Annotated in this window: 15 protein-coding genes; 11 read left to right on the forward strand and 4 right to left on the reverse strand. The window is 56.3% G+C overall.

All coding sequences use genetic code 11. From position 1 onward, the window contains the following. Positions 1–89 precede the first annotated feature (89 nt). Together E4T21_RS20660 and E4T21_RS20665 are read left to right on the forward strand one after the other, a co-directional pair. Entirely contained in the window at positions 90–920 is an 831-nt protein-coding gene (locus E4T21_RS20660) for a DUF72 domain-containing protein (protein WP_240349234.1), read from the forward strand. A gap of 307 nt (positions 921–1,227) precedes the next feature. Next, entirely contained in the window at positions 1,228–2,568 is a 1,341-nt protein-coding gene (locus tag E4T21_RS20665) for a sodium-dependent transporter (RefSeq protein ID WP_149286825.1), read from the forward strand. Between the two features lie 248 nt (positions 2,569–2,816). On the opposite strand, the gene E4T21_RS20670 is transcribed toward E4T21_RS20665, so the two are convergent. Continuing rightward, complete coding sequence (locus E4T21_RS20670) at positions 2,817–3,023, reverse strand: PA3496 family putative envelope integrity protein (protein ID WP_149286826.1); 207 nt, start codon at positions 3,021–3,023, stop codon at positions 2,817–2,819. 369 nt (positions 3,024–3,392) lie between these two features. Between E4T21_RS20670 and hexR the strand changes: the two genes are divergently transcribed. The 9 genes from hexR to cysZ all read left to right on the forward strand — a co-directional run bounded on the left by hexR (position 3,393) and on the right by cysZ (position 14,626). After that, complete coding sequence (gene hexR, locus E4T21_RS20675; protein ID WP_149286827.1) at positions 3,393–4,253, forward strand: transcriptional regulator HexR; 861 nt, start codon at positions 3,393–3,395, stop codon at positions 4,251–4,253. A gap of 308 nt (positions 4,254–4,561) precedes the next feature. Further along, complete coding sequence (gene uvrD / locus E4T21_RS20680) at positions 4,562–6,763, forward strand: DNA helicase II (RefSeq protein WP_149286829.1); 2,202 nt, start codon at positions 4,562–4,564, stop codon at positions 6,761–6,763. A gap of 183 nt (positions 6,764–6,946) precedes the next feature. Beyond that, positions 6,947–8,044 (forward strand): TRAP transporter substrate-binding protein, encoded by a 1,098-nt coding sequence (locus E4T21_RS20685; RefSeq protein WP_149286830.1) that lies wholly within the window; start codon positions 6,947–6,949, stop codon positions 8,042–8,044. A gap of 83 nt (positions 8,045–8,127) precedes the next feature. Next, positions 8,128–9,090 (forward strand): phosphate ABC transporter substrate-binding protein, encoded by a 963-nt coding sequence (locus E4T21_RS20690; protein WP_149286831.1) that lies wholly within the window; start codon positions 8,128–8,130, stop codon positions 9,088–9,090. Between the two features lie 263 nt (positions 9,091–9,353). Next, positions 9,354–10,562: an ABC transporter permease subunit gene (locus E4T21_RS20695; protein WP_149286832.1), complete on the forward strand. Its 1,209-nt coding sequence runs from the start codon at positions 9,354–9,356 to the stop codon at positions 10,560–10,562. After that, positions 10,559–12,124 carry a phosphate ABC transporter permease PstA gene (pstA, locus tag E4T21_RS20700; protein WP_149286833.1) on the forward strand — a complete coding sequence of 522 codons (1,566 nt, stop codon included), beginning with the start codon at positions 10,559–10,561 and terminating at the stop codon, positions 12,122–12,124. Before E4T21_RS20695 ends, pstA begins: the two co-directional genes overlap by 4 nt. A gap of 94 nt (positions 12,125–12,218) precedes the next feature. Then, the gene (gene pstB / locus E4T21_RS20705; protein ID WP_149287351.1) at positions 12,219–12,992 is read left to right on the forward strand and encodes a phosphate ABC transporter ATP-binding protein PstB; all 774 of its coding nucleotides are present in this window, start codon (positions 12,219–12,221) and stop codon (positions 12,990–12,992) included. 21 nt (positions 12,993–13,013) lie between these two features. Further along, positions 13,014–13,745 (forward strand): phosphate signaling complex protein PhoU, encoded by a 732-nt coding sequence (gene phoU / locus E4T21_RS20710; RefSeq protein ID WP_149286834.1) that lies wholly within the window; start codon positions 13,014–13,016, stop codon positions 13,743–13,745. A gap of 146 nt (positions 13,746–13,891) precedes the next feature. Next, a complete protein-coding gene (gene cysZ / locus E4T21_RS20715) occupies positions 13,892–14,626 on the forward strand; it encodes a sulfate transporter CysZ (protein ID WP_149286835.1) in 735 nt (244 codons plus the stop codon). A gap of 100 nt (positions 14,627–14,726) precedes the next feature. Here the strand turns inward: cysZ and phoR are convergent, their stop codons facing one another. The 3 genes from phoR to ubiA form a co-directional block, all read right to left on the reverse strand. Further along, a complete protein-coding gene (gene phoR / locus E4T21_RS20720; RefSeq protein WP_149286836.1) occupies positions 14,727–16,049 on the reverse strand; it encodes a phosphate regulon sensor histidine kinase PhoR in 1,323 nt (440 codons plus the stop codon). A 34-nt stretch (positions 16,050–16,083) separates the two neighbouring features. Then, positions 16,084–16,773, reverse strand: coding sequence for a phosphate regulon transcriptional regulator PhoB (gene phoB / locus E4T21_RS20725; protein WP_149286837.1), 690 nt, complete (start codon positions 16,771–16,773; stop codon positions 16,084–16,086). 136 nt (positions 16,774–16,909) lie between these two features. Beyond that, positions 16,910–17,800, reverse strand: coding sequence for a 4-hydroxybenzoate octaprenyltransferase (gene ubiA, locus E4T21_RS20730; RefSeq protein ID WP_149286838.1), 891 nt, complete (start codon positions 17,798–17,800; stop codon positions 16,910–16,912). Positions 17,801–17,955 lie beyond the last annotated feature (155 nt).

Raw genomic sequence — 17,955 nt, forward strand, 5'->3', positions numbered from 1 at the left:
TAAGCCATGGCACTTAGAGGAATGTAGTACTTAAGGGAATAATGAACAGTATTACGCATGTAGCGCCGCGACTGCGTCTTGGTCTTGCCATGTGGGCCAACCCTGATTGGCGTGGTGGCCTTTATCCTCCTCATGGTAGTCGTGAGGATTGGTTGGCGGATTATGGCCAAGTGTTCAACAGCGTCGAGGGCAATACCACCTTCTATAGCGGAACACCTAAAGAACAGACCATACAGGCCTGGGCGCGTCAGGCTCCGGATGATTTTCGCTTCTGCTTCAAGCTGCCCCGACAGTTGACCCATGTCCAGCGCCTGAAGGGGGTCGAAGCTGAGCTGGAAGCATTCTGGGAAGCCCTGGAACCGTTGGTTGGACGACTTGGCCCAATGATGGTTCAGCTACCGAGAGATTTTGGCCATGCTGAACTGCCTAAGCTGGAAGTACTACTAAAGCATTGGCCGAAGCAAATGCCTTGCGCGGTTGAGGTGAGACATAGTGATTTTTTCCACAAGGGGGAAGCAGAGAAAGCTTTCAACAGGTTGTTGATAAGTCATGAAGCTGATCGAGTAATGCTGGATGTTCGCCCTTTGTTTTCAACACCTGCAGGGAACCACCTCGGTATGATCAAAGCACAGGGAGAAAAGCCAAAACTCCCACTACACGTGATCTCCACGGGAAAATTTCCTATTGTCAGGTTCATCGGGCATCTTGACAGCAGCATCAATGAGCGCTACTTCGCTCCTTGGCGTGAGCGTCTGGGCCTGTGGATAAAACAGGGGAAAACCCCTTTCCTATTTGTTCATACTGCGGATAACCGAGCAGCTCCTGAACTGGCTCGTAGACTCTATACCCTGCTGACAGAAGATGCTGGCCTTCCTGATTTGGGAGCATTTTTGGGTGAACGTCAGAATCGTCTGTTATAACTAAAGAACCCTGGCGTTTTTATGGCTGTTCAGATAATTTGTCCGGTTGTTCGTCACTTGCCATGGGCGTGGGCGCTTTTCCGTTCCTATCTGAACCGATCTGATGCCTGACCCACCGGTCTTGACCGATTCGCCATTGCGTATCGGAACGAGAGGTGTACCGGCAGTGATCCTGCTGACATCCGTCAGACCCCTTGTTAGACGACAGCACTGAGAACCAGACTGTCGAGGACGTGGCGACTATAAACACAAATGCCGTTATCGCATCCGATCGATCGATGACGACACGTACTCATAAGGGTGAAATATGTCGAAAACCAACCATGCGCAGTGGTCCTCGCGCTTTTCGTTCATTCTTGCCGCGACAGGCTCAGCGGTAGGCCTAGGCAATATCTGGAAATTCCCCTATATGACGGGGGAGAGCGGTGGCGCAGCGTTCGTTCTTGTCTATCTGTTATGTATCGCGCTGATTGGTTTGCCGATTCTGGTGACTGAGTGGATGCTCGGTCGCCGTGGACAGAGTAACCCGGTCAACACCATGGCGACAGTAGCGGAGCAGGCGGGAAAATCCCGCGCTTGGCTTCTGGTCGGTGTGGCAGGTGTATTGGGTGCCTTCTTTATTCTATCTTTCTACAGTGTCATTGGCGGCTGGTCGCTGTATTACACGCTCGGTAGTGTCACTGGTGATTTCTCCGGCCAGGATGCCGATGGCATCGGGGCCTTGTTCAACGGCATGCTGGCCAATCCTGGCTTGTTGTTGCTGTGGCACTCGATCTTCATGCTGCTGGTCATCGGCATTGTGGCTCGCGGTGTGACCAAGGGCCTCGAAGGGGCTGTCAATGTACTGATGCCTGCCTTGGCACTGTTGCTGGTGATTCTGATCGGCTACGGCATGACCACTGGTCACTTCGGCCAGGCAGTGGAATTCCTGTTCTCGCCGGATTGGAGCAAGCTTAATGGTGAAACCGTGCTTGCAGCGCTGGGGCATGCTTTCTTCACCCTGTCACTGGGCATGGGCATCATGCTGGCCTATGGTTCCTACCTCGGCAAGGAAGTCAATCTGATCAAGACCGCGCGGACGGTCGTGATCATGGATACTGTCATTGCGCTTGGCGCCGGTCTGGCCATCTTCCCTATCGTATTCGCCAACGATCTGGATCTGGCATCAGGCCCGAGCCTGATCTTCGTGACTCTGCCCTTGGCCTTCGGCAACATGGGCGGGGGGACGATTCTTGGCTTGATGTTCTTCCTGCTGTTGACCTTTGCAGCCCTGACCTCGGCCATTTCTCTGCTTGAACCTGTGACCGAGTTCCTGGAAGAGCGTACGCCGCTCAGCCGTGCGGCTTCTGCCGTAGTGGCTGGCATCGGCGCCTGGGCATTGGGTATCGCTGCCCTGCTGTCGTTCAATGACTGGAGCAGTCTGACGCTGTTTGGTCTGGGTATCTTCGATCTTCTCGACAAGCTGACCAGCAAGTTCATGCTGCCTTTGACAGGCCTTGGAGCCATCATCTTCGCTGCCTGGGTGCTTGACAAAGATGTAGTGCGTGAAGAGCTGGGCCTTGGAGCCAATGGTTTCAAGCTGTGGAACCTGGTAACCCGCTTCGTTGCACCGATTGGTGTGCTGGTAGTGTTCTTCGCCAGCCTCTAAGAGCAACAAGCCACTGATAAATCAGAAGGGCTCGGCATTGGCCGGGCCCTTTTGCTGTTTCTGCTGTAGTGTTCCCGCAGAGAATCATGCGGCGATGAAGCGGCAGAGCGCCTGCAGGCGAGCGCTCAGTAGATGACCGCATAGTCGCGTGTCGTTGTATATGACGAGGAGTATTCGTGGGGCTCCGCGCCAAACCTACGCCGCTTGTAGAAATAAGCTGGCGTCAGTGCACTTTGGTCATTCCAGCATCAGTGCATGCCTTCATCATCTTCCGGTAATTCTGCAATATCTTCGGATAGGCGTTTGAATTCTTCGTGAAGCTCGATACCGCGACGGGCGCGCAGGTTGCGCTGGGCGGCGGTACGCGAGCGCTGCTCGTGTTCAACGACTTCCATACTCATGAAAATGTCGAGGAGCTCACTCTTGACGGAGGTTAACCTTTCGACATTGCGCATGATCGACTCTCCTTTGCAGTGAAGTGGGAAACGGGGCCGATATTGTCGGCATCTCCGACGTTTCCAGGGTGCCGGCATCCAGGACGCTGCTCGACACTGCACTTTTTACTATACCCCAGTTGACAGAAAGATGACGAATTGCTCCCTGTGGTCTGTGAAACAGCGAGAAGTGCCATGTGCTCTGGGTTTTGCAAAGATTCCATTGGTGGCCTAAACCCAAAGGAGGTAGACGCACAAGCGGCATAACGCGCATTCCCCTCAGGCTTGGGGCATACTGACAAGAGGCAATGGCGAAGGTCAGGCGAGTGCCGGCTCTGGAGCTGCCCCCATTAGCTAGAGCCCCCCATCAGCTAGAGAAAGGAGTCTAGGGTGAGTCGTGCGCTGTTCGATGAAATGCGACGTCGCATGGAACACTTCCGGCGGTCCGAGCAGAAGGTGGCGCGTTTCGTGCTGCGTAACCCCGATGAAGTGATCCATATGCGTATCGTTGACCTCGCTACAGAAGCCAAGGTCAGCGAGCCTACGGTGGTGCGTTTCTGTCGTGCGCTGGGCTGCGGTGGTTTTCAGGATTTCAAGCTAAAGCTGGCTCAAATGCTGGCTTCGGGCAGTCAGTTCGCTCAGTTCTCGATGAACGATAGTGACTCTGTTGCCGAATTTTCCCACAGCATCTTCGATTCCACGGTAGGGACTCTGTTGTCGGTGCGCGACCGCCTCGACAATGAAGCGTTGAGCAAGGCCATCAATGCCCTGGCCATGGCCAATCGAGTAGAGTTCTATGGCTTTGGTGCTTCCGGAGCCGTCGCCTTCGATGCACAGCACAAGTTCTTCCGTCTGCAGATTTCCACCGCGGCCTACGCCGATCCGCATATGCAGAATATGTCAGCAGTGACCCTCAACGACGGCGATGTGGTTGTGGCGATTTCCCAGACCGGGCGCACCCGAGCGCTGGTAGCGAGTGTCAAGCTGGCGCGGGAGGCTGGCGCTACTGTCATTGGCCTATGTCCCAGTGGCTCTCCGTTGGCAGAAGAAGTCAATTTACCGTTGTATATAGATGTACATGAAGACACTGAGATCTACACACCAATGAGTTCTCGCATCGCTCATCTGGTATTGATCGATGTGCTTGCCGTCGGTGTAGCCAAGACACGAGGCCCCAAGCTGGCTGAGCAACTGAAGTCGGTAAAGCGTAGCCTCAACCCTTTGCGCTTTCCGGAACCCGATGAAAGCTGAAAAGACCATGCGGTAAGCTGTAGAGCTATAAGCCATAAGCCATAAGCCATAAGCTATAAGCTATAAGCGAAGGAATCTTTACACGGTTCTGTGAAGCTTTTGAATCACTGGCTTACGGCTTACGGCTTACGGCTTACGGCTTACGGCTTACGGCTTACGGCTTACGGCTTACGGCTTACGGCTTACGGCTTACGGCTTACGGCTTACGGCTTACGGCTTACGGCTTACGGCTTCTTTTCCCCTGTCCATTCATCCAGCATTGCTGTGATAGACTAGCCCTCCATTTATGATCATGGCGGTGCCAGCCCATGGATGATTTGGCGATTCTTGATGCGCTCAACCCAGCCCAGTGCGAGGCGGTCAAAGCTCCCCAGGGCAATATGCTGGTGTTGGCTGGTGCCGGCTCCGGCAAGACTCGGGTGCTGGTGCATCGTATCGCCTGGTTGATGCAGGTCGAGGGTCTTTCTCCTTACGCCGTACTGGCAGTGACCTTTACCAACAAGGCAGCCCGGGAAATGCGTACACGCCTGGAGGCGTTGCTCAATATTTCCCTGCGCCATGTCTGGGTAGGCACTTTTCACTCCATTGCCCACCGCCTGTTGCGTACCCACTGGCAAGATGCCCGCCTGCCCCAGCACTTTCAAATCATCGACAGTGATGATCAGCTCAGGCTGGTCAAGCGTCTGCTCAAGGACAACAGCATCGATGATGAACGCTATCCACCGCGCCAGGTGCAGTCGTTCATCTCCGGATGCAAGGAAGAAGGCCTGCGCCCACATCAGGTGCGCACCCATGGCGATGCCTATGTAGAAACCATGGTGTCGCTGTACGACATCTATCAATTGACCTGTGAACGTGGCGGTCTGGTGGATTTCGGTGAGCTATTGCTGCGCAGTCTGGAGCTGTTACGCGACAATCCTGCGTTGTTGGCGCATTATCAGGAACGCTTTGCCCATGTACTGGTCGACGAGTTCCAGGACACCAATACGCTGCAATATGCCTGGTTGAAGCTTTTGACCGGGCAGAAGACGCCGATGACGGTTGTCGGTGACGACGACCAGTCGATCTATGGCTGGCGTGGCGCCAGGGTGGAGAATATCCGGCGTTTCGAAGATGAGTTTCCCAATACCAAGGTGGTGCGCCTGGAACAGAATTATCGTTCCACCAGTGCCATCCTCGATGCCGCCAATGCGTTGATTCGCCAGAATACGGATCGACTAGGCAAGGAGCTGTGGACCGAGGGTGAGCATGGCGAGCCCATCTCCGTATATGCTGGCTTCAACGACATGGAAGAAGCACGTTTCATCGTTGATACGATCAAGGAGAAGGTGGATGAAGGCTTCCTGCGTCGTGATATAGCCATACTCTACCGTTCCAATGCGCAGTCTCGTGTCATCGAAGAAACCTTGATCCGGCAGGGCATGCCCTATCGTATCTATGGTGGTCAACGCTTTTACGAACGCCTGGAAATCAAGAATGCCCTCGCGTATCTGCGCCTGCTGCTCAACCGTGATGACGATGCTTCCCTGGAACGAGTGATCAATGTGCCGGCGCGCGGGATTGGCACCCGTACCGTGGAAGTCTTGCGTGAGCGTGCCCGGCATAGTGAGGTGTCATTATGGCAGGCGCTTCATGATGCCTTGTCAGATGGAATGCTGAAGGGGCGGGCAGGCAATGCAGTCAAAGCCTTTGCCGACCTGATCGAGAGCCTGGACAACGAGACGTCTGGCCTGCCGCTTCACGAAATTATCGAGCACGTCAATGAACACTCGGGACTCATCGAACATCATCGCAGTGAAAAGGGCGAAAAAGGCCAGGCTCGGGTAGAGAACCTGGAAGAATTGATCAACGCAGCTCGTGCTTTCACCCAAGGGGAGAGTCTGGAGACCATTGAAGCGGGTGAGGGCATGGCAGCCCTGGAAGCTTTCCTGGCCGAGGCAGCGCTCAATGCGGGCGAGCATGAGGCAGATGAGTTCGAGGACTGTGTGCAGCTTATGACGCTGCATTCTGCCAAGGGGCTGGAGTTTCCGGTGGTCTTCATTGCTGGTGTCGAGGAAGGGCTTTTCCCGCACCGGATGTCCATCGAAGAGGATGGAAGACTCGAGGAAGAGCGTCGTCTGTGTTACGTCGGCGTGACTCGGGCCATGCGCAAGCTCTATCTTACCCATGCAGAAATTCGTCGCATGCATGGCAAGGAAACCTTCCAGCGTCCTTCACGTTTCCTGCGGGAAATTCCTGACTCCTTGCTTGAGGAAGTGCGCTTGCGTGGTCAGATCTCGCGGCCTGTCAGTTCCCGTCCTCAACCTGCTCGCTGGCGCCAGACCGAAGTGGCTGCCAGCGACAATCATCCTGCACTGTCCCTGGGCCAACGTGTGATGCACCCCGTCTTTGGTGAAGGTGTCATTCTCAATGCTGAAGGAGAAGGTGAGCGTGCCAGAGTTCATGTCAGCTTCGAAGGTGTCGGAGACAAATGGCTGGTACTGGGGTTCGCCAAACTGACACCGCTATGAGTGCCAGGAAGCACAGGGACTGCTGACAAAGGTCACGAGCGTAGTTTGTCTGCAACCTCGTGGCCGTTTTCTTGCCCGGCAATTTACCTATACCGCATACTGCCTGACGGACATTGCACCGGGACTGTGCAAGCCACGACCTTGTACCCGGTGCCGAAATAACAAACTCAGGAGCATGCCTTCATGCAGCGCCGTTCTTTCCTCAAGACTGCAAGCCTCGGTGCGGCCGGTGCCGTTGCAGCCCCCTTCATCAATACCAGGACCGCCAATGCCCAGGACACCATTACCTGGAACATGGTGACATCCTGGCCCAAGAACTTTCCTGCGCTAGGAACGGGGGCCAATCAGTTGGCCGAGCGGATCGAAGCGATGTCCGGTGGCCGCCTGAAGATCAAGGTACATGGCGCTGGCGAGATGGTGCCTGCAATGGAAGTATTCGATGCCGTCTCGCAAGGGACGGCCGAAATGGGCCATTCCGCGTCTTATTATTGGCGTGGCAAGGTCGCAGCCTCCCAGTTCTTCACTGCCGTGCCTTTTGGCATGACGACCACGGAAACCAATGCTTGGTTGTATAACGGCGGCGGCATGGAGTTGTGGGACGAGCTCTATGCCAAGCACAACCTCAAGCCCTTTGCGGTAGGCAATACCGGAGCTCAGGCGGCGGGGTGGTTCAAGAAGGAAATCAAGTCGCTGCAAGACATGCAAGGCCTCAAGTTGCGCCTGCCTGGCTTGGCCGGCGAAGCCATGAATGAGATTGGCGTTACGACCATGACCACTCCAGGGTCCGAGATATTCACCTCTCTGGAAACCGGAGTACTGGATGCTGCTGACTGGGTCGGCCCATATAACGACCTGGCTTTTGGACTGCACCAGGTTGCCAAGTATTACTACACGCTGGCCTGGAATGAACCGAGTGCAATCCTTGAAGGGACAGTGAACCTGGATGCCTGGAATGCACTGCCGGATGATCTCAAGGCTGTGGTGAGCGAGGCCACCAAGGCTGCCAATCTGTCCATGATCAGCGAATTTGCCATGCGCAATGCTGAAGCACTGAAGACGTTGGTGGACGAGCATAGCGTCGAAGTGCGTGCCTTCCCCGATGATGTCATGGAGGCATTGTATGCCGCTTCCAGGAAAGTCATTCAGGCCCAGGTCGATGACGACCCCGATTCTGCCAAGGTCTATGAATCCTACAAGAACTTCCAGACCAAGTTGCGTACGTTCACGGATGTGAGTGAGTTCGCTTACCTGAAGGCCCGCGATAAGGTTGTGACGGACTGATGCATATGCAGCAGGAGGGAGCGACAGTCGTTCGCGGCTGGAGAAGGTGTCTTCTGCTGCAATGCCGTGTGGCTTTTCACGGCATGTTTGTCCGCCGTCTCTCCAGGCTGATGCAAGCCCTGGTGCTGGGGCTTCTGGGGTTCTTGCCGCCTATGTCGCATGCCCATGATGTGCTGGGAAACCTCAATGCCGTAGGGTCTGACACCATGGCGGAACTCATTCTGCGTTGGGGCGAACGCCTGGAGCAGAGTCATCCCGGTGTTCGCCTGCAATTGCAGGCCAGTGGTTCTGCCAGTGCTCCGGCAGCACTGATAGCAGGTACGACCCTGCTGGGCCCCATGTCACGCCGGATGCTGCCCAGAGAGCGTGCCAGATTCACCGAACGCTATGGTTATCCGCCAACGGCCATTACAGCGGGAAAGGACGCTCTGCTGGTCGTGGTCAATCGCCACAATCCGATTGAATCCTTGAGCTTGCGCCAATTGGACGCGATCTTTTCCGATAATCGTCAGTGTGGCGGTGAAGAAGCCATCGAACAGTGGCAGCAGCTCGGTCAGGATGAACCTCAGGGCCGTATCCATCTGTATGGGCGCAACCGCGTTTCGGGGACCCATGCCATGTTCCGGCGCATTGCGCTCTGTGGTGGTTATTTTCGTACCAAGGTCAATGTCTTTCCGGGATCCGCCGCTGTGGTTTCCGCCGTGGGCAGCGATCCCTTGGGAATCGGTTATGCTGGTCTGAACCATCTCACTGCGGATGTGCATGTGGTGGGCGTTGGGGAGCCAGGGCAGGCCGTTGTGCCTAGCCGCCAGACATTGCGCAACAATCAGTATCCGATGGCCCGTCATCTGCTGATCTATGCCAACCTGCCGCCCGGTGGCAGTTTGCCGCCAACGGAACAGGCTTTCCTGGACCTGGTGCTTTCTCCATCTGGGCAGGAAATCGTGGAAGAACTGGGCTTTGTCACTTTGTCGATTCCGCAGTTGAACCAACAGCGTCGTCAACTTGGATTGCCTGAACTGGGCAGCAAGGGTGAGGTACGTTGACGATGAGCACGTTGAACATGAGGCGATTCCATCGTTATCCGGTCTTGGATAGAACTTCATTGGATAAAGCTTCAGGCATCGCTGTCATCTTAATGTCATGAATCTGTCTTAACTTTACGCTAGGGAAACACAGCAAGATTATCTACAAGGGTGGCCTGAAAGTGGCGGTGCTTATCCCGGCGGCAGGCTGATTCAACATTTCCTCATATCCCGGACCGTACATTGCTTGCGGCCTTGCAGTCGTTCCTGTTGGACACTCGTACATGCCAGAACCCGCGCCATTCAGCTCGCTTCATCGCCATCGCCAGCGTCGTGATCGACTCGCTACTGCCCTGATCACCGCAGGAGGTGTCGGCGTGCTGCTGGCGGTACTGGCGATCGGTATCTTTCTGGTGACAGAAGTATTGCCGCTGTTTCTCTCGGATAGCGGGCCAAGCCTGACCGCATTATGGCAGCCACAGGCCAATGTCGATGGTGTGGTCGAATATCGCTGGTTACCGGAAAGCCTGAAAGGGGGAGGGATTCCCCAGTTGAATCTGCTACCCCTCGTCTGGGGGACCCTGGAAGCCGCGTTGTGGGCTCTGGTCCTGGCCATTCCACTGGCCCTGGGGGCAGCCGCACATTCCAGTCTCTTCATGTCGCCCAGGCTGCGTCACCGCATTCGCCCGACCCTGGAGTTGATGGAAGCCATGCCCAGTGTGGTCCTGGGTTTCATTGCCGGGCTCGTTCTGGGCCCATGGGCTGAACGCCACCTGGCCGAAACCTTCACGGTCATTGCTGCCCTGCCCTTGGGAATATTGCTGGTGGCAGGATTGCGACGCTGCCTGCCGGGGTCAATTCGACATTGGCTCTCGTTGCGCTGGGCGGCGCTGTGGTTGATTCCATGCCTGGCAGGCAGCGTCATCGTTGCGCTGTGGGGGGCATCATACTGGGAAAACCTATGGTTTGACGGTGACTTGCGCGCCTGGATGGAAATACATCTGGGGCTTGATGTCCAGGCTCGTAATGCGTTGATTCTGGGGTTGGCCATGGGCTTTGCTGTCATGCCTGGGATCTATGCCCTGGCTGAAGATGCACTCTCGGACGTGCCCAAGGAGCTTTGCGAAGGTGCCCAGGCCATGGGCGCGACTCGCTGGCAAACCCTGACCAAGGTGATGCTGCCAGTGGCATTACCCGGGATTTTTTCTGCTGTCATGATCGGGGCTGGGCGTGCCGTCGGAGAGACCATGATTGTTCTGATGGCCAGTGGCAATACAGCCCTGATGAGTGCCAACCCGCTTGACGGACTTCGGTCGCTGGCATCCAGCATTGCCATTGAGCTGCCTGAAGCGGTAGTGGGAAGCTCTCATTATCGGTTGCTTCTGCTGGCGGCCCTGGCACTGTTCATCTTTACTTTCGTGGTCAATACCCTGGCTGAAGTGGTTCGTTCTCGGCTGCGTCAGCGTCTGGTACGCCAGCGGAGCATGCGATGAAGATCCCCGGGCATGCAGCAGCGAAGGGAGCGCCTCGACGCTGGCAAGGAGAAGGGCCCTGGGCTTGGTTGTCTGCCGCTGCCGTGGCGCTTTCACTGTTGCTGCTGGGAGCATTGCTGGTATTGCTGGCCACTCGGGGTCTGGGGCACTTCTGGCCAGCGGATCTGCATCAACTGAGACTTGCCGATGGACAGCGCCTGATAGGGGTTCCTGTAGAGACGCGCCAGCTTCCTGATGACTCTGGGTATGAACGGCGTTATTTCACTGCCAATCGTGACCATCAGGGTGGAATCTGGACCTGGGTGGCAGAGGATGCCATTGAACAGGATCGTACGCCGGATGATCTGATTGTTCTGCAGCGTGGGCGCTGGGGCGCTTTCTTTGGGCGCCTGGTGGCCGTGGTGACAGAAACGGAACGCTTCGGAGGCGATCGGGCCTGGCAGGCATTGCGGCAACGCCTCGACCATCTTGATGAGCTGCGCCAGCAGAGTGAATCTCTGAGGCGTGACCATATCCTTCCGCTGATTCGGCAGATGGAGGGGATGGATGAGCATTCACGACTGAGTGAACAGCTCTCCAAGCTGGAGCAGCAGGCACTGACATTGCAGCGGGCCATGACGGGCACGGTACTGGTGCTTGAAACAGCCGATGGCAAGCGTTTTGAGCAACCGCTGGCAAGTGTGTTGGATGCATGGCATCCCAACAGCATGGGAAGTGTCGAGAAGCTGACTCGCTGGGCCAGGGGAGTCTGGCAGTTCCTTTCTGAAGGGCCGCGTGATGCCAATGCTGCGGGAGGCGTCTGGCCGGCTATCTTTGGTACGGTGCTGATGGTGATGCTGATGTCACTGCTGGTCACTCCCTTTGGTGTGTTGGCAGCGGTCTATCTCAATGAGGTCGCTCACCAGGGGCGACTGACTCGCTGGGTGCGTATCGGCGTACGTAACCTCGCTGGGGTACCGTCCATCGTCTATGGCGTATTTGGTCTAGGGGTCTTTGTCTATGGTATCGGCGGCAGCCTGGATCGACTGTTCTATGCCGATACTTTACCGTCACCGACTTTTGGTACCGGAGGCCTGTTGTGGGCCTCATTGACGCTGGCATTGCTCACGCTTCCCGTGGTGATCGTGGCAACGGAGGAAGGGCTTGCGCGGATTCCGCTACATCAGCGTGAGGGAGCGCTGGCCCTGGGAGCGACTCATTTCGAGACACTGACGCGGGTAGTGCTGCCCATGGCGACACCGGCCATGTTGACGGGAGTGATTCTGGCCGTGGCCCGAGCGGCGGGAGAGGTGGCACCGTTGATGCTGGTCGGAGTGGCCAAGCTGGCACCTCAAGTACCGGTGGACGGGGAGTTTCCTTTCCTCCATCTTGAAAGGAAGTTCATGCATCTGGGATATCACATCTACGATGCTGCTTTTCACTCCAATGATGTACAGGCTGCATTACCTCTGGTCTATGCCACAGCGCTATTGTTGGTACTCGTTATTCTTGTCCTTAACCTGACTGCAATATTCTTGCGTCATTATCTGCGTTTGCGTCACGGCGTGCCTGTGCGTCGTTGAGGCTGGGAGAGTGTCGGTATTGGTCAACAGCACATCCGTCCATCAAGCGTCTTCTCATGAAGAAGCGCCGGAGCACCCGGTTCGCGGGGCGATCATGGAATTTTCCCGCGAAAAGGCCAGCCTGGACATACAGGGGCTGACCTTGTCATATGCCGGAAGACCAGCCCTGAAGGACCTGACCCTGCGTATACCTCGCAACAAGGTGACGGCATTCATTGGTCCGTCCGGTTGTGGCAAATCGACCTTGTTACGTTCGCTGAACCGCCTCCATGACCTTAACGAGGATGTTACCCGCGAGGGCAGTATCCACCTGGAAGGTCACGATATTCATGACCCCCGGGTCTCGGTGGCGGAGTTGCGTCGCCGGGTCGGAATGGTGTTCCAGGCACCGAACCCTTTTCCCATGTCGATCTACGAGAATGTCGCTTTTGGCTTGCGTCTGCAGGGAAGGATGAGCAAGCGCCGTATCGATGATGTCGTGGAATGGGCACTGAAATCTGCAGCCTTGTGGGATGAGGTCAAGGGGCGTCTGCGGGCTTCGGCCTGGTCGTTGTCCGGTGGTCAGCAGCAACGTCTGGTGATTGCCCGGACTCTGGCAGTAGAGCCGGAAGTGTTGTTGCTGGATGAACCAGCGTCTGCTCTGGACCCGATTTCAACACTGAAGATCGAAGAGCTGATCCACACACTGAAGCCGCATCTGACCCTGGTCCTGGTCACCCACAACATGCAGCAGGCTGCACGCGTCTCTGACTACACAGCTTATCTGCACAACGGTGAACTGGTGGAGTATGGCCCGACTGACACGCTGTTCACGCATCCGCGCCTGAGGCGCACAGAGAACTACATTACCGGGCGCATGGTCGGCTGACCGCCCCGTCAGGAGAGACTCATGGAGATCACCAGCGATACCCATAGCCAGCATATCTCACGTCAGTTCAACCACGAACTTGAAGAGCTCAAGACCCATCTGATGGCCATGGGAGGCCTTGTCGAGAAGCAGGTGCAGGATGCCGTCAGCGCTTTGCTTGATGGTGACTCCGAGCTGGCCGAGCGAGTGGTCGACAATGACCGTGCTGTCAATGACATGCAAATCAAGATCGATGATGAATGCACTCGTGTACTGGCCCGTCGTCAGCCGGCCGCTTCTGACCTGCGTCTGGTATTGGCGGTGATTCGCGCAGCTTCGGATCTTGAACGGATCGGCGACGAAGCCAGCAAGATCGCGCGAAATGCCATCGATCTGGTGGAATCCAACAGTGGCAGCAAGGGGTTCGTCGAAGTACGCAACATCAGTGAGCATGTGCGCCGCATGGTGCGCGATTCTCTGACATCTTTTGCTCGCTTTGACACTGAGCTTGCTCTGGAAGTGATGCAGGAAGATGATCGTGTCGATTCTGAATACCAGAGCGCGATGCGCTCCTTGATGACGTTCATGATGGAAGATGCACGCTCGATTTCCCCTGTTCTGGGGATCATGTGGGTACTGCGTGCATTGGAACGTATCGGTGATCATGCCAACAATCTGGCAGAATATGTCATCTACCTGGTCAAGGGGCTGGATATTCGCCATACCGATCCTGATGACCTGGACCAGGACATGATCAACAGCCCCAAGACTTGACCTGAAGGTCATCAGCGGCGTCAATTATCCCGCCCGCAAGTGGTTGGATAAGATCCTCAGGGCCACCGACAGGTGGCCCTGTGCATTGGGACATATTCAGGTATTGGGGCATATTCATCAGGAATCTCGATTACAGGAATTGCGACATGCTGAATGCGCTTGACGCGCTGAGACGTGGTACACGTGCGGTCTACAGTAATGGTCTACGCCGCTACGTGTTTCTGCCGATACTGATCAATCTACTGGTCTATATCGGTACTCTCAGCTATGTGCTGACTCATTTCGGAGGCTGGCTGGATGGTTGGATGGCCATGGTGCCTAACTGGCTCAGTTGGCTGGAATGGCTGATCTGGCCATTGTTCCTGGTCAGCCTGGTGGTGATCGTGCTGTTTTCCTTCACCTTGGTCACCCATCTGATCGCTGCACCCTTCTATGGCTTTCTGGCTGCCAAGGCTGAGGTCGAGCTGACTGGGCGTGAACCGAGTGACGACCGCGGCCTGCTCAAGACAGGGATTGATACCCTGGGGCGCGAGCTGGTCAAGCTGGTATATATTCTGCCGCGCATGCTGGTGCTGTTCATCATCAGCTGGATTCCTCTGGTCAACCTGTCGGCCCCCATACTATGGGCCATGTTCAGTGCCTGGATGATGGCTATCACCTACCTTGATTACCCCATGGATAACAACAAGGTCAGCTTTGCTGACATGCGCAAACGCTTATCAACTCGTTGGTGGCCAAGCATGACCTTTGGTGGTTGGGTGACCCTGATTACCTGGATTCCGTTGGCCAACCTGTTCCTGATACCGGGAGCCGTAGTGGCAGCAGTACTGATGTGGGATCAGCACTATCGGCAACTGCCTGCCCTTACCAAGACATCCTGATATACCTCCTGCAGTAGACAAGAAAGGCTCCTGAATCAGGAGCCTCTCTTGTCTTTGTGCCATTGATGGTCGGGTGTTTTCGCAGGTCTGATCGACAGCATCAGGCTTGATTGACGTGAGCATCGTTGGCGGCTTCGTCCACTAGCCGCTTGGTCGGAAACACACAGCGGAAGGTGGCACCAGCACCAAGCTGGGAGCTGATATCCAGGCGAGCTTCGTGGCGCAGCAAGACATGCTTGACGATGGCCAGGCCCAGGCCGGTACCACCGGTGGCAGTGCTGCGGCCCTTGTCGACGCGATAGAAGCGTTCGGTCAGGCGTGGGATATGGCGTGGGTCGATACCTTCTCCATCATCTTCGACCTCAAGACAGGCTCCTCCCTGGCAACTACGCCAACGCAATTGAATATGGGCATCATCACCGGCATAGCGCACGGCATTGAAGGCCAGATTGGACAAGGCACTGTGGATTTCCTTCTCGCTGCCCCACAGGCCGTGTGAATCCTCGATACTGACCTCGATGGTCTGACGGCCATTGGACAGGGCCTGGGCATCACGCTGTACTGCACTCAGAAGAGAGGCGGGGTCGAGGTGCACATGATCGCTACCCCCTTGATCATTCTCCAGCCGGGACAGCAGCAGCAGGTCTTCGACCAGATGCTGCATGCGCTGGGTCTGGCCCTGCATTTGTTCGATACCTCGGCCCAGGCGAGGCGGCAACATGTCGGCCATATCGCTGTAGGTTTCCAGGTAACCGGTCAATACGGTCAGTGGAGTACGCAGTTCATGGGATACATTGGCCACGAAATCCCGGCGAATCTGTTCAAGGCGATGCAGCCGAGTGATGTCGCGGGCCATGAGCAGGCGTTCATCATCACCGTAAAGGGTGATCTGGAACTGCAGCATCATGTTCTCGTCGATAGGGGAAGGTAACGACAGAGGCTCACGATAGTCTCGGGCGTTGAAGTAGCTGACGAAGCGCGGGTCCCGTAACAGGTTGGTGATGTGCTGGCCGCGATCCAGGGCAGCCTTGAGCCCCAGCATGCGCTCAGCAGCACTGTTCCACCATTCCAGGTCGCCATGACGGTCCAGCATGACCACGCTGTCGCGCATGGCCTCTGAAGATTCCTGGATACGCTGAAGCGTGGAGCGCAGGCGTCGCTGAGTGATGCGCTGGCCTTTCTGATATCGGTAAAGGCGATCGAACAGTTCACCCCAGACGCCGCTGGCCGTTGGGGGCTCCTGCTGCGGGCGGTGGGTCAGCCAGTCATACATGGCATGCAGCTGACGCAAATGGAAGATCAGGGCGATGACCAGACCCAGGATGATGCCAATGGTCGACAGAGAAAACGGCCAGCCAAGAATGCCGCCGACGGCGACCAGAATAGCCAGTCGCCAGAACTCACGTCGCCACAGGCGTCCCACTTCAGATCTGCACCTTAGCCAACGCCAGGGCCCTTCAGACCTTGGCCGAGAAGCGATAGCCGGTGCCACGCACCGTCTGGATCAATTGCTGATGCGGCTCACCGAGTGCCTTGCGCAGGCGACGGATATGCACGTCCACAGTACGTTCCTCCACATAGACATTCCCGCCCCATACCTGGTCGAGCAACTGGCCGCGCGTGTAAGCACGCTCCTGATGTGTCATGAAGAACTGTAGCAGGCGATATTCGGTAGGGCCCATTTCCAGGGACTTGCCATCAATGCTGACCCGATGGCTGACCGGGTCCAGCATCAGGCCATCGACTTCGACGGGGTCTTCGACACCACGCGGCGTTGCCCGACGCAGTACGGCCTTCAGCCGCGCAACCAGCTCACGGGGTGAGAACGGTTTGGTGATGTAATCATCCGCGCCGGACTCCAGTCCCTGGATCTTGTTATCTTCTTCGCCCTTGGCGGTGAGCATGATGATGGGAAGCTCCGCCGTGGTTTCCTCACGCTTGAGTCGGCGTGCCAGCTCGACGCCACTGGTACCGGGCATCATCCAGTCCAGCAACACCAGGTCAGGTTGATGGTCGACGATCATGGCATGGGCGGATTGGGCATTGTTGGCCTCAATCACGCGATAGTCGGCCATTTCCAGGGCCACCGCGATCATCTCGCGAATCGGCGCTTCATCGTCGACGATCAGTACGGTTTTAGCAGTCATCCTGGGGGCCTCGTGATCTGGAACTTTTGACAGGACGGTGAAGATGACAGCATGTATTTATGACAGTCACGTTACAGTCTGGCGTGAAACGCGCAGAAATCCCAGAAAAAGGGCCTTTTGAAGCCATATTTTCCGTTTACAGCCCTGGATAGAGGCTGAGCGCGACACCTGCAAAGACCATCAGGCCAGACCAGTGATTGTTGAGGAAGGCCTGAAAACAACGGTCGCGATCACGATCGCGGATCAGGCGCTGCTGATGGATGAAAGTGGCAGCCATACCGGCCAGACCAAGCCAGTAGAACCCTCCCAGGCCAAGCTGGCCCCCGGCGATGATCAACAACACCAGTGTGGCAATCTGCAGCAGGCCAATGATCAGACAGTCGTATTTGCCGAACAATACGGCAGTGGACTTGATGCCGACTCTGAGATCATCGTCGCGGTCGACCATGGCGTACTGAGTGTCATAGGCTACGGTCCACAGCACATAGGCAAAGAACAACCACCAGGCCACAGGGGGCACCGTTTCCTGTACCGCACCGAAGGCCATGGGAATACCCCAGGAAAAAGCCGCACCCAACACGACCTGGGGGAAATGGGTGTAGCGCTTCATGAACGGATAGGTGGCGGCCAGGGCGGCACCGATCAATGATAGCCAGACCGTGAAACCGTTGGTGAACCAGACCAGCACAAAAGCGGCCAGCAACAGAGTGACGAACAGCACCTTGGCTTCACGTTCACTGATGCGTCCGGTAGCCAATGGACGGTTCCTGGTGCGCTTGACATGGCCATCGAAGTTACGGTCCGCATAGTCATTGACGATGCAGCCTGCTGCACGCATCAGATATACCCCTGCCACGAAAATCAGCAGGATGTCACGCGGCGGAACACCCTCGGCAGCGATCCATAGTGCCCACAGGGTTGGCCACATCAGCAACCAGGTACCGATAGGACGATCCAGGCGCATCAGGGCGAGGAAGTCAGGTAAACGGGTCAGCAGTCCAGTCGGGCGCAGCAGGGATCGGTCCATCGGGCTTTCTCGTAGATTGTTTCAGTGTCATCCCGTGCATCGAAAAACGATGCACGGGATGACAATGTTTGAAAAGAGCGCTAGGGAATCTCTGAAGTAGCTCGTCGAGCGGGCCAGGATGCCGTGATGGGGCCGCCTAGACACTTGATGAGAGA

It is taken from the genome of Halomonas binhaiensis, from assembly GCF_008329985.2.
GTDB classification, from domain to species: Bacteria; Pseudomonadota; Gammaproteobacteria; order Pseudomonadales; family Halomonadaceae; genus Halomonas; species Halomonas binhaiensis.

Excerpts from the sequence above, each read along its gene's own strand:
- E4T21_RS20665 (WP_149286825.1), top strand. The coding sequence starts at position 1,228 with ATGTCGAAAACCAACCATGCGCAGTGGTCCTCGCGCTTTTCGTTCATT.
- phoU (WP_149286834.1), top strand. The coding sequence starts at position 13,014 with ATGGAGATCACCAGCGATACCCATAGCCAGCATATCTCACGTCAGTTC.
- pstB (WP_149287351.1), top strand. The coding sequence starts at position 12,219 with ATGGAATTTTCCCGCGAAAAGGCCAGCCTGGACATACAGGGGCTGACC.
- pstA (WP_149286833.1), top strand. The coding sequence starts at position 10,559 with ATGAAGATCCCCGGGCATGCAGCAGCGAAGGGAGCGCCTCGACGCTGG.
- cysZ (WP_149286835.1), top strand. The coding sequence starts at position 13,892 with ATGCTGAATGCGCTTGACGCGCTGAGACGTGGTACACGTGCGGTCTAC.
- E4T21_RS20695 (WP_149286832.1), top strand. The coding sequence starts at position 9,354 with ATGCCAGAACCCGCGCCATTCAGCTCGCTTCATCGCCATCGCCAGCGT.
- E4T21_RS20660 (WP_240349234.1), top strand. The coding sequence starts at position 90 with ATGTGGGCCAACCCTGATTGGCGTGGTGGCCTTTATCCTCCTCATGGT.
- E4T21_RS20670 (WP_149286826.1), bottom strand. The coding sequence starts at position 3,023 with ATGCGCAATGTCGAAAGGTTAACCTCCGTCAAGAGTGAGCTCCTCGAC.
- E4T21_RS20690 (WP_149286831.1), top strand. The coding sequence starts at position 8,128 with ATGTTTGTCCGCCGTCTCTCCAGGCTGATGCAAGCCCTGGTGCTGGGG.
- ubiA (WP_149286838.1), bottom strand. The coding sequence starts at position 17,800 with ATGGACCGATCCCTGCTGCGCCCGACTGGACTGCTGACCCGTTTACCT.
- uvrD (WP_149286829.1), top strand. The coding sequence starts at position 4,562 with ATGGATGATTTGGCGATTCTTGATGCGCTCAACCCAGCCCAGTGCGAG.
- phoB (WP_149286837.1), bottom strand. The coding sequence starts at position 16,773 with ATGACTGCTAAAACCGTACTGATCGTCGACGATGAAGCGCCGATTCGC.
- E4T21_RS20685 (WP_149286830.1), top strand. The coding sequence starts at position 6,947 with ATGCAGCGCCGTTCTTTCCTCAAGACTGCAAGCCTCGGTGCGGCCGGT.